Origin of the sequence: Weizmannia acidilactici (assembly GCF_008974185.1) — a bacterium.
GTDB classification, from domain to species: domain Bacteria; phylum Bacillota; class Bacilli; order Bacillales; family Bacillaceae_C; genus Weizmannia; species Weizmannia acidilactici.
Map to the genome: position 1 here is coordinate 1 of NZ_BKZP01000021.1, position 16,241 is coordinate 16,241.

12 protein-coding genes are annotated in these 16,241 nt (G+C 45.5%); 7 read left to right on the forward strand and 5 right to left on the reverse strand.

All coding sequences use genetic code 11. The features are described 5' to 3' along the window. The first annotated feature begins 98 nt into the window (after window positions 1–98). From BpJC4_RS10165 to BpJC4_RS10175, 3 genes are all read left to right on the forward strand, one after another. Window positions 99–392, forward strand: coding sequence for a hypothetical protein (locus tag BpJC4_RS10165; RefSeq protein WP_151680658.1), 294 nt, complete (start codon window positions 99–101; stop codon window positions 390–392). A gap of 155 nt (window positions 393–547) precedes the next feature. After that, entirely contained in the window at window positions 548–859 is a 312-nt protein-coding gene (locus tag BpJC4_RS10170) for an SDR family oxidoreductase (RefSeq protein ID WP_253693660.1), read from the forward strand. 233 nt (window positions 860–1,092) lie between these two features. Next, window positions 1,093–2,754: a methyl-accepting chemotaxis protein gene (locus BpJC4_RS10175; RefSeq protein WP_151697859.1), complete on the forward strand. Its 1,662-nt coding sequence runs from the start codon at window positions 1,093–1,095 to the stop codon at window positions 2,752–2,754. A 385-nt stretch (window positions 2,755–3,139) separates the two neighbouring features. Here BpJC4_RS10175 and BpJC4_RS10180 read toward each other — a convergent pair whose 3' ends face one another. Further along, window positions 3,140–3,682 (reverse strand): GbsR/MarR family transcriptional regulator, encoded by a 543-nt coding sequence (locus BpJC4_RS10180; RefSeq protein WP_151680660.1) that lies wholly within the window; start codon window positions 3,680–3,682, stop codon window positions 3,140–3,142. 205 nt (window positions 3,683–3,887) lie between these two features. Between BpJC4_RS10180 and BpJC4_RS10185 the strand changes: the two genes are divergently transcribed. Genes BpJC4_RS10185 through BpJC4_RS10200 form a run of 4 tightly spaced genes read left to right on the forward strand, consistent with a single transcriptional unit; the run spans window position 3,888 to window position 7,323 of the window. Further along, window positions 3,888–5,036: a betaine/proline/choline family ABC transporter ATP-binding protein gene (locus BpJC4_RS10185; protein ID WP_151697860.1), complete on the forward strand. Its 1,149-nt coding sequence runs from the start codon at window positions 3,888–3,890 to the stop codon at window positions 5,034–5,036. Window positions 5,037–5,047: 11 nt separating this feature from the next. Beyond that, window positions 5,048–5,701: an ABC transporter permease gene (locus BpJC4_RS10190; RefSeq protein ID WP_151697861.1), complete on the forward strand. Its 654-nt coding sequence runs from the start codon at window positions 5,048–5,050 to the stop codon at window positions 5,699–5,701. Window positions 5,702–5,716: 15 nt separating this feature from the next. Continuing rightward, window positions 5,717–6,628 carry an osmoprotectant ABC transporter substrate-binding protein gene (locus BpJC4_RS10195; protein WP_151680663.1) on the forward strand — a complete coding sequence of 304 codons (912 nt, stop codon included), beginning with the start codon at window positions 5,717–5,719 and terminating at the stop codon, window positions 6,626–6,628. Between the two features lie 14 nt (window positions 6,629–6,642). Then, window positions 6,643–7,323, forward strand: coding sequence for an ABC transporter permease (locus BpJC4_RS10200; protein WP_151680664.1), 681 nt, complete (start codon window positions 6,643–6,645; stop codon window positions 7,321–7,323). A 638-nt stretch (window positions 7,324–7,961) separates the two neighbouring features. On the opposite strand, the gene BpJC4_RS10205 is transcribed toward BpJC4_RS10200, so the two are convergent. The 4 genes from BpJC4_RS10205 to wrbA all read right to left on the reverse strand — a co-directional run bounded on the left by BpJC4_RS10205 (window position 7,962) and on the right by wrbA (window position 15,780). Further along, on the reverse strand, window positions 7,962–10,190 hold the full coding sequence (locus BpJC4_RS10205) for an alpha-galactosidase (RefSeq protein ID WP_151697862.1): 2,229 nt from the start codon (window positions 10,188–10,190) through the stop codon (window positions 7,962–7,964). Between the two features lie 33 nt (window positions 10,191–10,223). Continuing rightward, window positions 10,224–11,969 carry a solute:sodium symporter family transporter gene (locus BpJC4_RS10210; RefSeq protein WP_172968359.1) on the reverse strand — a complete coding sequence of 582 codons (1,746 nt, stop codon included), beginning with the start codon at window positions 11,967–11,969 and terminating at the stop codon, window positions 10,224–10,226. Window positions 11,970–12,283: 314 nt separating this feature from the next. Beyond that, window positions 12,284–14,281 carry a beta-galactosidase gene (locus tag BpJC4_RS10215; RefSeq protein WP_151697863.1) on the reverse strand — a complete coding sequence of 666 codons (1,998 nt, stop codon included), beginning with the start codon at window positions 14,279–14,281 and terminating at the stop codon, window positions 12,284–12,286. An 887-nt stretch (window positions 14,282–15,168) separates the two neighbouring features. After that, window positions 15,169–15,780, reverse strand: a complete 612-nt coding sequence (wrbA, locus tag BpJC4_RS10220) for an NAD(P)H:quinone oxidoreductase (RefSeq protein WP_151697864.1) — start codon at window positions 15,778–15,780, stop codon at window positions 15,169–15,171. Window positions 15,781–16,241 lie beyond the last annotated feature (461 nt).

The following is a 16,241-nucleotide window of genomic DNA, read 5'->3' on the forward strand; positions in this document are numbered from 1 at the left end:
TTATTATTATAATATACTGCATATCTTGCTGTCATGCATAAAAACACGCCGTCCGAAAAAACTACCCCTGTATATCATAAAAAGAAATGGGGAGAACAATGAAGGAAATTTTGGAACAAATCAAAGAAAAACTGGAAAATGCCTACAACAATCCCGAATCCGCCGATTTGGAGGAATGCATCCGACAGCTCCAGGAAGCCCGGCAGCAATACGGGGATAAAGGCACCATGATCCAAGACGCGATCACAGCGCTGGAGCAGGCAAAAAATTCGCTTCCTGAGCACCGGCACGTGGGCACGGAATCATCCGCATCCGCTTTCGGCCAGGCCTACAACGCGCTGGAACACGCCATCGAGTCGTTCTCGGGCACCACAAATAACGATCCTTTCTAATCTTGGGTGTCACAAGGTTTGAGAACCGCCTGCTTCAGAAAGAAGATCCGGAAAATGAGAAAAATTCGTTTTCTTAACGGGTTTTTCTTGTTTAAACACGACTTTTGGGACAACCCCATTTTTAATGGGTGTCACAAAAACCGGAACACTGCCTTTTGGCTGAACATGCAAGAAGCGATCTCGAGAAGCAGCCGGCCCATTACATGTCGATGATTTTCCCGCCGCAAGCCGTTGCCGGGGACTTCCTTTTGCGGTGGAACATCCGAAACAGGATATGTACGTCGGTTCACAGGCAAAAAATTGTTTTCATCCCCGGCCGGCTTTTGCCGGGGCTTATGGAAAAAATCATGGAACTGATGATGTACCACACCCGGCATAACGACCGCCCGAAGTCGAAAGCGGACAGCGCCCTGTACCATCCCGGATACGGCCTGCTTGAAAGGGGCACGAACAAAAGCTGGATGTGAAAGAACAACTTTTATTTCAAAATGAGCAAATATCCTCCCGCCCCAGCCGCGGTCGCAGTCGGGCCCGGGGCGGCTTTGCTTGCTTTCGCCAAGCGGAAATAATATGGTGTCTGGATTGGCGCCATTTTTTTGTTTTTCTGCTTACATAATATTTACAAATCCTTCATCTTTTCTTAACAAAGGGCAGATTAAATAAAGTTAGGAAAATTTTTCTAAGAATAGAGGATTTGTAAATGCAGAAAAAATTGCAACATCATACTTTTAAATTATCCACCATGCTCATCCTGCCGTTCGTTGCCTCCATTTTAATTTCATCGGCATTAATTGCTTTCATCAGTTATGAGAAAAACAAGGCGATGATTGTTCAATCTGTAGAACGGGATTTGACCACTTCTTTAAATACGATGGAAGAAAAAATTACCCTGTTAAAGTCCACCGTCCCGAAAGAACAATTTGACCAGGAACTGTCTTACGCCCTGAAAATCAACAGGAACAGTTTTATGGAAAACGGGCTGGGCCTTGCACAATTCCAACTCCAAAAAAACGGCGCCGTTAAAGCATTCGAAAATAAAAAAAACAGCGGCATTGGTTTGTCCAGGCAGGTGCGCAGGGAAATTTTAAAGAACAAAAAAGGCATCTTGCATCAGGATGGCATGTTGATTGCTTACTCCGACCAAAATGAAATCAGCGGGGCGATCCTCGTTTTTGCTTTAAAAGACTCCGATTACTTGAAACCGGTGCGCCAAAACCGGAATACGATGATTTGGATTACTGTATTGACAATTGCCGCTATGGGTACCATTTGTTATTTCATTACAAAAAGGGCTATGTATCCAATCATAAAATTAACCGATACCATGAAAAATGTTTCAAACGGCAATTTCGGCGGCCGCATCGAAATTTCCTCTTCTTCAAAAGAAATCCTTGCGCTTGCCGCCGGATATAATACGATGATCAGCCAGCTCCATTCGTTAATCCGGCATCTTGAACAAAGCACCGGTCATTTGGCTGCGGCATCGGACAAGTTGAGAAATTATGCCTCGGAATCCAAACATGCTTCCGAACAAATTGCGGTTTCAATGAATGCTGTGGCAGAAGGCGCGGAAAAACAGCTAGATACCGTAAATGAAATGGTGGAAGAGTTTACGCAAATTTCCGAAAGTATCCGGCTTATCCATGACAGCCTCCGTACTGTCCAATCATCCATGAAAATTGCGGAAAATCAATCTTCAAAAGGAACAGAACTGGCGAAACTGTCTGTCGAGAGGATGGAAATCGCCAGGGAATCGGTCCAAAATGCTTCAGACGTGATTTTTGCATTGGAAAAGGGATCCACGCAAATCAAGGATATTATTTTACTCATCAAAAACATTGCCAACGCGACCAATTTATTGTCCCTGAATGCGGCAATCGAAGCCGCAAGGGCAGGGGAACACGGGAAAGGATTCAATGTCGTTGCCCAGGAAATCCAAAAACTTGCCGACCAATCGAAATTATCCGCAATTAAAATAGAAGAGATCATTGAAAAAATTATGGAAGAAACTGGCAAAGCCGTTGCAACCATGAAAGAAAGCCTCGCCTTATTAATGAACGGTATCGAAAAAGTAAATGAAACAGAACAAGCTTTTTCAGGCATTACCCGTTCTGTCGGCACCGTCTCAAAAGAAAGCAATGAAGTGTTCTGTGCGATCGACAAAGTAGATCAGGAAACGCAAAAGAAAGTGAAAGAAATGGAGAAGATTGCCGGGATCGCCAAGCAATTCTTCTTGAATACCGAAAACGCGGCCGCGGCCGCCCAGGAACAAAACGCCTTTATGGAGGACGTTTCTTCAGAATCGCAAAATCTCCATTTATTATCAATCCAGTTAAAAAAGGCATTGGAAAACGTCCGATGAATATCAGAGCTGTCCCAAAAATCGGTAAACTGACTTAGGGGGCTAAAATTTTCCCAAATGAAACAGTTCTGAGAAGCATACTCACGACTGTTTGAGCAAATATTCCCTGAAGAAACGGTTCTGAGAAGCTCTGTCACGACCGCTAGAGGAAAATTTCTGCTTAAAAGGGGCTTTTGGGACAGCCCCCGCTTTTCTTTCCGGCAAGGGGCGTATTCATGCCTTTCATCTTTTGCTGGTGATGGCACTTAAAACAGGAGCCCAAACCGCTTATGAAAAAAGGGTGCCCCGATCGTTTTGAGGCAACCCCTTTCCCATCTTTCCGGCGCAAGATCCCGCTTATAAAGCAGCACGGCCTTGACCCTGTATCCCCAGTTTTTTCAACTGTTCACCGCTTTTGCTTCGGCACATACTCAAAAATTTTCCCGCTTTCGAAAAAGTCGACCAACCGTGTCAGCCATTCGTAATATTCCGCCCATTTACCCAATTCCTTTAAAAATTCATTCAGCTGCTTTTCCTCTTCCGGGGACAGTTCTTCTTTTTCTTTCATTTGGGCGAGTTCGCGCGCAAATTTTTTTTCAAAATATTTATTGCGGCTGATGATTTTTCGCCAGCTGGACGTGAAAATTGCCACAAAAGTGTCGTAAAAATCCATATCGACGTTGTAAAGATCTTTTCGGACCCCTTTTTCGAACACTTTCTCCGCGATATTCATATCGACCATTTCCCGGACAACCTGGCTCATTCTTGTTTTGCTCATGCCCGTTGCCTTTGACAGTTCATCCAGCGTCATCGGCCGGCGGTTCATGTAGATGATGCCGAGAACACGCCCGACGGTTGGCGGTATCCCGAAAGCGCGGATATGATCCGCAATTTTTTCAATATATTGTTCTTTCGCCTGGGCGACCATGTCCAACGTCTTTTCTTCCATTTTTCTGAAATGCTCCTTTAGACCGGTTTTTCATTTTATGCCGGGAAAACTGTACCATATAAATACAAGAATCTCTATATGTCCACACTTCCAAATATATATCATAAATACAGTATATACAATCTGTAAACTTTTCATTTTACAAACTTTAAGTTATACTTATAGAGTAGCTATTTTATCACCCTAAATATTGGAGGTGCAGTATATGTTAAAATTTGAGCATGTCACAAAGATTTACAAAGACGGCAAAAGGGCAGTTGATGATTTGAACCTGGAATTCGAATCCGGCCAGTTTATCGTCTTCATCGGGCCGAGCGGTTGCGGAAAAACAACCACAATGAAGATGATCAACCGGTTGATCGAACCGACGGAAGGCGCAATCTACATCAATGGAAAAAACATCAAAGAAACAGACCCCGTGAAACTCAGAAGGGAAATCGGATACGTCATCCAGCAAATCGGTTTATTTCCCCACATGACCATCCAGCAAAACATCTCTCTTGTTCCCAGACTATTGAAATGGCCGGAAGAAAAACGACGCGAACGGGCAAAAGAACTGCTCAAACTCGTCGATATGCCGGAAGAATTTTTGGACCGTTACCCGTATGAACTAAGCGGCGGGCAGCAACAACGCATCGGCGTCCTCAGAGCACTTGCAGCAGACCAGCCGCTGATATTAATGGATGAGCCGTTCGGCGCACTCGACCCGATCACGCGCGACAGCCTGCAGGATGAATTAAAAAAACTGCAACAACGGTTGGGGAAAACGATTGTATTTGTCACCCACGATATGGATGAAGCGATCAAACTGGCCGACCAAATTGTCATCATGCGCGAAGGCAAACTTGTCCAAACCGGCACGCCGGATGAGATCCTCCGCGAACCGGCAAATGAGTTCGTTGAAACGTTTATCGGCAAAGAACGCCTGCTGCAGGCCCGGCCGAATATCCAGACGGTCGAACAAATCATGAACCCGAATGCAGTGACAGTCACGATCGACAAAACTTTGTCCGAAGCGATCCAAATCATGAAAGAAAAACGGGTTGACTCCCTGCTTGTCGTAGACAGGCGGAAAGTGCTGCTCGGCTATATCGATGTAGAAATTATTGACCAGAACCGGAAAAAACCGGTCCATGTCAAAGATGTATTAGAAACAAACTTAATCGCAGTCGAAAAAGATACACTCGTCCGCGATACGGTCAGAAAAATTCTAAAAAGAGGAATCAAATACGTCCCCGTTGTCGACCATGAACACCGGCTTGTCGGGATCGTCACCAGGGCAAGCCTTGTCGATATGGTATACGATTCGATCTGGGGGGACGAAGAAGAGGCATTATCCCAAAACATTGGTTAGGAGGGAAACAGATGGATGCATTCATGCAGTTTATGGCATCAAATTGGAACGAGTTATTGCTGAAGACGTGGCAGCATTTCTATATCTCGATGATCGCCGTGATACTGGGCATTTTTGTTGCGGTTCCGCTCGGCATTTGGCTGACAAAATATCCGAAGGCAGCCAATATCGTCATGGGCATTGCCGGTGTCATTCAAACATTTCCAAGCCTTGCCATCCTGGCTTTTTTCATCCCGGTTTTAGGCGTTGGCAAACTCCCGGCCATTGCCGCATTATTTTTCTATTCGGTCCTGCCTATCTTGCGGAACACGTATACCGGCGTAAAAGGGATAGACCCGAACCTGCTTGAAGCGGGGCGCGGGATGGGGATGACCGGATGGGAAAGGATCCTGCATGTGGAACTTCCGCTTTCCATCCCTGTGATCATGGCCGGCATCCGCTTGTCCACCGTTTACTTAATCGGCTGGGCTACGCTCGCTTCTTTTATCGGAGCAGGCGGCCTCGGCGACTATATTTTCAGCGGCCTGAATTTGTACCAGCCGGCAATGATTGTAGTCGGCGCTGTCCCGGTTACCCTTTTAGCCTTGATCGTCGATTATCTTCTCGGGAAACTTGAAAATTTTTCCACTCCAAAAGGCATCCGGAAACAAAAACAGGCCGCTTAGAAAGGAGTACGGCACATGAAAAAAATCACATCGATTATGCTTCTCATTTTATCCCTATCCATTTTCACGGGCGGCTGCTCCCTGCCCGGATTAAGCGCATCAAGCGAAAAATCGGTCAAAATCGGCATGACAAACTCCACTGAAACGCAAATACTCGGTTACATGGAAAAAGATATGATTGAACATTACACCAATTTAAAAGTCGATATGGTCAATAATCTCGGTTCTTCTATCGTGCTCCATAAAGCGATGACAAGCGGCCAGATTGATATTTCAGCGGTCCGTTACACAGGAACAGACCTGGCAGGGGCCCTCGGCATGGAACCGGTAAAAGATCCAGAAAAAGCATTGAAGATTGTGCAGAAGCAATTTGAAAAAAGATTCCACCAGACATGGTTTGACTCTTTCGGATTTGCGAATACCTATGTCTTTACAATCACCAAAGCTCTGGCTGAAAAAGACCATCTTTCAGAAGTTTCACAATTAAAACCGATTGCGAAAAACTTGCGGCTCGGCGTCGATAACTCCTGGCTGAAACGGAAAGGCGACGGCTATGAAGGATTTGTCAAAACATACGGGTTTGAATTCGGCAAAACGTATCCGATGGAGCTTGGCCTGGTTTATAAAGCAGTAAAAAGCGGAAAGGCGGATGTCGTGCTCGCTTATTCAACGGACGGAAGAATCAATGCCTACAACCTCGTCATGCTGAAAGACGACAAACATTTTTTCCCGCCTTATGACGCTTCCCCTGTCGTCCGCGATGACATATTAAAACAGCATCCGGAAATTAAGAAAGTTTTGCAAAAACTCGTCGGGAAAATCGGCACGAAAACGATGCAGCAGTTGAACTACGAAAGTGACGTAAAAATGAAGGAACCATCGACTGTGGCAAAAGAATTTCTTCAAAAACACCATTATTTTGAATAAAAGGAGGGCCGGACATGGAAACGTTAAAAGGAATACTGGACTATTACGCCCAAAACGGCAGTTACGTATGGATGCAGTTTTACCGCCACTTTTTAATGTCGGCTTACGGCGTATTATTTGCCGCAGTTGTGGCGATTCCGCTCGGGATTTTCATGGCCCGCCGCCGGAAATTAAGCTCGTGGATTCTGGCGATCGCCAACATCATCCAAACGATCCCGTCCTTAGCGATGCTCTCGATGCTTATGCTGGTGATGGGGCTGGGCACCAACACCGTTGTGCTTTCGCTGTTCCTTTATTCACTTTTACCGATTTTAAAAAATACGTACACCGGCATCACAAGCGTGGACCAATTTCTGCTCGAATCCGGCAAGGCAATGGGCATGACAAAATTTCAAATACTGCGGATGGTTGAACTCCCGCTTGCCTTATCGGTCATCATGGCCGGGCTGCGGACGGCGCTTGTCATTGCAATCGGAATCGCGGCAATGGGCACATTTGTCGGTGCGGGCGGCCTCGGAGACATTATCGTCCGCGGAACAAGTGTTTCAAACGGCACAAATATGATTTTAGCCGGGGCCATTCCAACCGCTTTAATGGCCGTCGCCGCCGACTTTTTCATGGCCCAGATCGAACGCCGCCTCTCCCCTGTGAAAAAGAAATCGCGTAAACAGACGGGAATTGGGACAGCGGCATGAATAAAAAAAGGGGCTGTCCCCAAGTCAGTAAAAGTGGCCTGGGAGCACCCCTTTTTTAGCTATCATCCGATTTTGATAATAGCGAAGTTTACGGGACTCCTGCGAAAAAAGAGTAAATTTCGCCTTCCTCACAGTAGTTCAGAAGCAGCGGCCGAGCGCCTCCTCTCATTTTGCGGAATCGGCGGAAACCGCGGAAATATCAGCGGACTTATCCAAAAAATCAGCAATTATGTCAAAATATCGGCGGAAAATGGCGGAAAATCAGCGAAGGGCAGAAAAGCAGGGGAAAAAACGCCGCCTTTTTACAAAATGACTAAAAAATGGAGGGGATTGTCCAAGACTACGAACGTTCTTCCCTTCCGTTTATACGAAATCAGCACAGCTCCCGGAAATATCAGCGGACTTATCCAAAAAATCAACGATTATGTCAAAATATCGGCGAAAAATGGCGGAAAATCAGCGATAGGCAAAAACAGCGAGAAAAGACGAAAAAATAGCAGCAAAGTCCGCAGCGAAGACACCACGTAGTGAAAGATCATTTTCCCAACATATTTCTTTCGTAATGAAATTGTCCAATATTTGAAAGAATACATAACCCAAAAAAGGTGCCCCTGATCCTTTTTGGGGCACCTTGGCTTTTATTCTTCCACCATAGACAGCTTAAAGATTACCGCGTTAAAATCGAGATACTGCCCGGATTTTCCTTGTTGCGGCACAAGGTCATCCAACAGCAGGCCGGCATACATCAGCTCATCCCCGTAAAATACTTTGCCGCTTCCTTCCAGCCTGTACTGCTTATCCGGAGCCAAGCCTTTAAAATACAGGCGTTCCCATGCCGGGTTCGGCTTTGCCAGCACCTGGTATCGCGCCGCAACCGCCTCTTTTTGATCAGGGGAAACAACCATCCAGCTTGTTACATTACCATCCCCTTCAAACGGGCTTTCAATACGGTAAAAATTTCCAAATTGCAGTAGTTTGCGGTTTTCTTTATAAAATGCAATCTGGTTCTTGACCGCTTGTTTTTCTTCATCGGACATCTTAGTTACATCAAGCTCGTAGCCGAATGTGCCAAAATACGCCACGGCAGCCCGTGTTTCAAGCGGAGTGAAGCGCCCGACCTGATGGTTTGGCACGGCCGACACATGTGCACCCATTGAGCTGAGCGGATAAACAAATGATGTGCCGTATTGGATTTTCAGGCGTTCCACCGCATCTGTATCATCGCTCGTCCATGTTTGCGGCGCATAATACAGGATACCCGGATCAAACCGGCCGCCGCCGCTTGCGCATGACTCAAACAAAACGTCCGGATAATCGGATGTCAGTCGGTCATAGAGACGGTACACCCCGAGAATATAGCGGTGGGCGGTTTCCTGCTGCCGCTCCGGTCCGCGCCCGGCAGAGTAAATCTCGCTCATATGCCGGTTCATATCCCATTTGATGTAAGACAAACTGCCTTCTTCAATTGCCGAGGAAATCCGTTCATACAAATAGTCCACCACTTCATCCCGGCTAAAGTCGAGCACATATTGGTTCCGCCCCGGTGACATCCTTCTTCCCGGCGTACGGATCACCCAATCCGGATGCGCTTGATAAAGTTCACTCCCGATCGAAACCATTTCCGGTTCAAACCACAAGCCGAATTTCAAGCCCAATCCCCGGATCCTTTCAGACAAGCCTTTCAATCCGTTCGGCAGCTTGCGCTTATCCACAAACCAATCTCCAAGAGAGGTTGTATCATCATCGCGTTTGCCGAACCAGCCGTCATCGAGTACAAACAATTCCACGCCAAGCTTTTTGGCCTCTTCTGCAATGGAAACAATTTTGTCTTCATCAAAGTCAAAATACGTTCCTTCCCAGTTATTGATCAAAACCGGGCGTTCCACATCCCGCCATTTGCCGCGGGCAAGCCTTTCCCGGTAAAATTTATGGAATGTTTGGCTCATGCCAGTAAGGCCGCAGCTTGAGAATATCATGACAGCTTCAGGCGTTTGGAAAGCCTGCCCGGGATCGAGCCGCCAGTTGAAATCAAATGGGTTGATGCCCATTGTCACTCTCGATACGTGGTAATCATCCACTTCTACCTGGGCGAGAAAATTGCCGCTATAGACAAGGCTGAAGCCATACACTTCGCCGAAATCTTCCGTCGTATCCTGCCGCCTCAAAGCAAAGAACGGGTTTTGCTGGGCGCTGCTTGCCGCCCGTGTGCTCGATATGCTTTGCACGCCTGGCTGCAGTTTCCGCTCGTACAGGTGCCGTTCCCTTGCCCAGGAGCCGGACAGTTGCATCATGACATATTCAGCATCCGGCAGATCAACCGACATGCTCATGGCAACCGGGAGCTCAATCTTCTGAGCCCCACGGTTGAAAAATTTTACACTTCTTGTAATGGCATTATATTGATCAAACACCGTATAGAACAAGTGAAGATCCACCTGCAAAAGCTCATCCGTCAGTAAAATATCGAGCGTCTCCGCTTCTTCACTGCTTTCAACATATGTGGCAGGAAGGCCTTCCAATTTCGGCTTTCCTTTGATCAGCCGGTAGCCTTTGTATTCAAAATTTGTGATGCGGCTGCCGTTTGCCTGCTTAACCATATAGGCCGGGTACCTGAAGTCCCCTGTTCCGTATGCCGGATATTCCTGCTTCAATGTTGTCAGCGAAAAGTGCTGGTCATCCGGATAAACGTTTACAACATTGGGCCGGAAACGCGGTTCAAATAAATGCCCGAAGCTCTCCCGGTGGTTTATCCGTTTTCCGTAATACAGCTGGCCAAGCTGTTTGTTTTTCATCACGTGAAAAATATAGCTCGTATGCTGCGTTTGCAGATGAAATTCTTTATTCTCTTCATTGATGAAAATTGGCATATCAAACACTCCCGGCTCAAATAGTCTTAATCTTTATTTTACACGGACATCCTGGGTTCCTTTTACGGCTGCTGTAACAGGGCTTTCTGCAACTTTGTCCCGCTTTTTGAAATACAGCACGCCGGCAAACGAGACCACTGCAGCAATCAAAAGCCATAATGCCGTCATTGCGGTGAAGCCGTTTGCCCCTGCAAAGCCGAGTTTAGAGAATAAAATGTAAGCCGCAAATACCATGAAAATAATGAATCCACCCGCTTCATAACGGTGCTCCCATGGTTCAATTTCGACAAGGTTGTTGATTGGCATCACATAAGGCGTTTCCCGCGGTTTCATTTTGCCGATGACCAGCATCATCGCACAGCTGATCACGAACAGAATCGCTTCTTGGTACAAGAAACTCATTTCAGGCTTAATGATCAATTGGAGCACAGCATAGGTGCCGACAAAGAACACGAGGGAAATTTTTGCCGCAATGGCCGGAACACGTTTTGTCACATAACCCATGAAAATCACAGTGAAAATCGGCACATTAAAGAAGCCGCTTACAACTTGGACATACTGGAATAAACCATCCGGCGCATACATGATGAGCGGTGCAATGAACATGGAAACAATCCCAAGCAAAAATCCGAACCGTTTCCCGTTCCTTACAATTTCTTGGTCTGTTTTTCCTTTGCCGAAAAGCGGTTCATACACGTTTAAGGCAAACAAAGTCGCCGTACTGTTGATGACACCGTTGAATACGCTTAAAACGGATCCGAACATGACTGCTGCGAAAAAACCAACTAACGGCGCCGGCAGCACTTTATTCACCAATTGCGTATACATTAAGTCTGGGTTTGTTGTTTTACTGCCCAGCAGTTGGAATGCAATAATCCCCGGAATACATACAACGATTGGCGTCAGGACTTTGAAAAAACCTGCAAGCATAACGCCTTTTTGCCCTTCTTTCAGGTTTTTCGCCGCCAATGCCCTTTGGATAATCGACTGGTCTGTGCCCCAATAATAGAAGTTTACGAGAATCAAACCGGTAAGTGCAGCGCCAAACGGCACAACATCATGATTGTTTCCGATCGCGTTAAATTTTTCAGGTGTTGCGGTGAACAAATGAGACAAGCCTTCACCAAAGCTGCCGTGGCCAAGCGCAAGCAAGCCGAAAATCGGAACAAGCAGCCCGCCGATTAATAAGCCGATGCCATTGATCGTATCCGAAATGGCGACCGCTTTTAATCCGCCGACAATCGCATAAAAGAAACCGATAATACCGATGCACCAAACGGTAATCCAAATGCTTGCTTCATAGCTGAGCCCGAAGTTTTCCTGAATATGGAACATCCTAGTAATCGCAATGGCCCCGGAATAAAGCGTAATTGGAATCGCATTCAAAATAAACATCAACAGGAAAAGAAAAGATACAATGCCTTTTACTTGCTTATCATAACGGCTCTCCAAAAAATCCGGGATGGTCGTAATCCCTTGTTTTAAATATCTCGGCACCAATAGCAGCGCTACAACAACAAGCACAAAACCTGAAGTAACTTCATACGCCATATTCGTCATATTTCCGCTGAAAACCTGGGCACTCATGCCGACAAAGTTGGTAGCGCTTAAGTTTGTGAGCAATAAAGAAGCCCCGATCACACCACCGGTCAAACTTCTGCCCCCGAGAAAATAAGAGCCTTTCGATTCATTTTTATTGAAGCCGCGCATTTTCATATATGTATATGCAGCGACAAAACCAAGGACAAAAAGAAACGAAAGTATCGTAAAAATCTGCATAGCTGTATCCTCCTAAATAATATTCATTGGAATAATAAAGTTCAATCGCTGTACGGATTTCAGTATGCAACATTCCTCCTTTTCAACGGTCAACTACGATCATGTCCTGCTTAAAAATTAGAAACCGATTTCATATTTGTATTCTACCTTCTTTTCAGTAAAACTTCAATATAATTTTACTAAAAAATATTTGGTTATTTTCCTATTATTTTTTATGCAGATCTGCAGAAAAGCAGAACCGTATACTTTTATGAAACTGCCTCGATCCAAACAAATGCCCCTCCGCTTTTCTTAGAGGGGCCTGATTTCGCGCCCTATTCTTTTATCATTTGAAAAATTTTTACGTCCTGCGGGGCCAGCTGAACGGTTTGCGATCCGGTCCGGCCGTGAATCAGCTCAACATATTGGCCGCCCAGCTTTACAAACTGATCCTTGTCTGAATGATTCAGCAGGAACAAATATTTTTCATTCCCTTTCTTGCGTATGACCGCTTCCACGCCGGCAGGAACATCCAGCACCGGGCGGACATCCGCTTCATGCAAAATATCTTTGATGAGATCCGACAAATACCGTTCATCCGGATGTGTCCCGATATAATACGCTTTGCCATTCCCATATGCATTTACCGTCACAGCCGGGGATCCCGCCAAATAGCCGTCTTTAAAATACGCCAGCGCTTTTGCACCTTTCAGATGGATTTTTTCTTCCCAAATTTGGATGTCCGCATCGCCGTAACCGGTCCGGATTTGATGGACTGCACCTTTTTCCATCGGCGCAAATTCTTCGACATAGATGCCGAGCATGTCGCGGTAAGCGCCCGGGTAACCGCCGAGATACACACGGTCATTTTCATCCGTAATGCCGCTGAAGAAATTCGTGACATAAATACCGCCGTTTTCCACGTAGGCTTTTGCTTTATCCGCAAACGCTTTTGTTACCAGGTAGCTTGCCGGCGCAAAAACAACTTTATAACGGTCCAATTTTTCATTCGGATGAATAAAATCTACGCCGATATTTTGCGTATGGAGCGCCCTGTAAAACGGCAGAAGCTGCTTGATATATTTCACCAATGCGCTAGGTTTCGAATCCAGTTCAAGCGCCCACCAGTTTTCCCAGTCAAATACCATTGCAACGTCCGCAACATAATCCGAACCGATAACTTTCTGCAAGTTTTTCAGCTCATTGCCAAGCTGGACGACTTCCTGGAAATTCCGGCTTTCTTCATCTCCGGAATGTGGCACCATCCCGCTGTGGAATTTTTCCGCGCCGCCCTGGGATGCCCGCCATTGGAAAAACATGATGCCGTCCGCCCCGTGCGCCACGGCTTCATAACTCCAGAGCCGCATCTGCCCTGGTGTTTTCACGGCATTTTGCGCACGCCAGTTGACTGCGCCCGCCGCCTGTTCCATCAACAAAAACGGTTGCTTTTTCAAACTCCGCATTAAATCATGGGCCATAAACTGCGCATACGGAATATGGTCGAAAGGATCCGGATATGCATCCCATGTCACGACATCCATTTCTTTCGCCCATTTAAAGCCGTCAATCGGTTTATGTAGCCCCATTAAATTCGTCATCACCGGCACATCCGGCGTATATTTTTTGATGACATCACGCTCCATCTTATACAGCTTTAAAAGCGAATCATCCATAAAAGCCTTGTAATCAAGCTGCTGTTTCGGATTGGCGAATGTCGGCGTTCTTCCCGGCAAGCAGATTTCTTCCCATTCATAATAACGTTGGCTCCAAAAATCGGTCGACCAGCTTTGGTTTAAGTTTTCAATCGTCCCGTATTTTTCTTTCAACCACTGCTGGAATGCGTGCTTACAATGATCGCAGTAGCATTCGGAAATATGGCAGCCGTATTCGTTGTTCACATGCCACATCACAAGCGCCGGATGGTTTTGATAACGTTCCGCAATTTTCTCAACCAGTTTTCCGGCAAGCCGCGCATAGTCTTTGCTGTTCGGGCAATAATGCTGGCGCGACCCAGGCAAAAGCCTGGTTCCATTGATGTCAATCGGCAGCGAGTCCGGATATTTCCGCGAAAGCCAGGCCGGCGGCGCCGCAGTGGCAGTGGCAAGATTCGCTCCAATGCCATTTTCTGCCAGCATGTCCATGATTTTATCAAGCGTCGAAAAATCGTAAGTCTCTTCATTCGGCTGCAGCCTTGCCCAGCTGAAAATATTGATGCTTACATAATTGACGCCGGCTTTTTTCATCAAGCGCATGTCTTCTTCCCAAACCGATTCATCCCACTGCTCAGGATTGTAATCTCCGCCGTAGTAAAATTTCTTTTGTTTTGTTGGCATGGTTTCCCCTCGATTCTTCATTTTTTGATAACGATTGCAAAAAACGGTAAATATTTTAGGAAAAAAAATATATTTTTTCCTAAAATGAAGTATAGACCGATTCTAATTATTTGTAAATGATATCGCTTCCAAATAATTTAAATGACTTAATCGCAAGGCTCGAATCTTTCCGGAATATTCAATGGTCAATGGCAAATGAGTATGACTTAGTGGATATCGTTGGGCAAAAAAAGTAAAGATGCATGGGATGATTTCATCTAATGCGTTGTTGATAAAGATCCTTACGCCATCTACCTTTCCATTCATAACTGGCATCACCCGCCGTTGCACAATACAAATACAAGCCATTGGTACAACCACACAAAACCAAATATTACACACGCCACCATTCAGCATGATGACTTATTCTTTGTCCCAAAATGGATGAAAAAATTGAAAAAGCCAGTCATAATCAATGAGTGCTGGTATGAAGGCAATCTAACAACGGCCGGGGAAACATGACACCCAAGAAACTGGTGCAACAATTTTGGGAGGGTGTCGCCGCGGGACATATGTCACCCATGGAGAAACTTATTTAAATGAAGACAGCACCATTTGGTGGGCCCATGGCGGAAAGTTATCCGGAGAAAGCCTGGAAAGGATGCGTTTTTTAAGAAGCATAATGGAAGCAGGAGGACCAAAAAGACTGTTACATGGCGAAGACCTTTTGGTTCATTCAATGAAATGATCCTCCTGTTTTGATATAGACATGAAGGTTAAAATCAAATCTCGAATTCAAGACAATAAGAATGATGAAAAGATATAGCACAACTTTGGCTATATCCTCTCATCGTTTCTTCGTCCTTCACTTAAATAAATAGATATTTGCGTGTCGACTTTTTAAAAGCTCACTGTTGCCCTTTTTTCACCCATTCCGCAACTTGAACCGTCCGCTTCGCCTGATGTTTGACAGCGGCTTGTACATCATCTTTCATTTTTCCGTCTTCACCAACAGTGACACTGGTGCCATACGGATTGCCGCCGGCTGCAAATAATGCAGGATCCGTATAGCCCGGTGCTGCAATAATCGCACCCCAGTGCATCATTGAAGTATACAATGATAAGATGGTTGCTTCCTGTCCTCCGTGCGGGTTTTGAGCAGAAGACATGGCACTTACAACTTTGTTGACTGTTTTTCCGGAAGCCCATAACCCGCCTTGCATATCCAAAAATTGTTTCATTTGCGAAGGCATATTGCCAAAGCGGGTCGGAACACTAAAAATAATGGCGTCTGCCCACTCAATATCGGCTGAAGTGACAACAGGAATGTCTTTGGTTGCTTCTGTTGTACGTTTCCATCCTTCATTTCCTTCAACAACCGATTGCGGCGCCAATTCTTGGACTTTAAAGATTTTAACTTCTGCACCGGCTTCTTCAGCAGCTTCTGCAGCCCATTTGGCCAATTGAACATTCGTTCCACCCATGCTGTAAAAAATAACTGCTAATTTCACATTTGTCATTTTTTTCGTCTCCTTTATTGATTGATTTCCAAATTATTTGGATAAAAACCCCATTGGTATTCACAATCTCTATTATTCCTCATATCCGAGGAATTAAGCAGTTGTTTTATTTGATATATAAAATGAATCATTTCCGCTTGATCCGTATCAAATCCCTCACTGGACAGATATATTCCGGCCCTTTTCCTTTATAAAGAAAACATGACCGTCGACCAGCATCTTTATCTTGAAATCAAGATTTTTTTCAAATTGATCTCTTATTTTCTCCAAAAGGTGCACCAGCAATCCTGATAGATCCGCGCGTCTAATGCAAAGAAACTTTCTCTCATGTTTCTTCTTAAGTGAGGCAAGAAACGGATGGTTTTCCTGCCTTTCTTAAAAAACTTCTAAAAATCATGAATACTAGTGAATCTCTTTAGAAAGCTGCAGCTAGAAAAAGATATCGGACAAATACGGACACT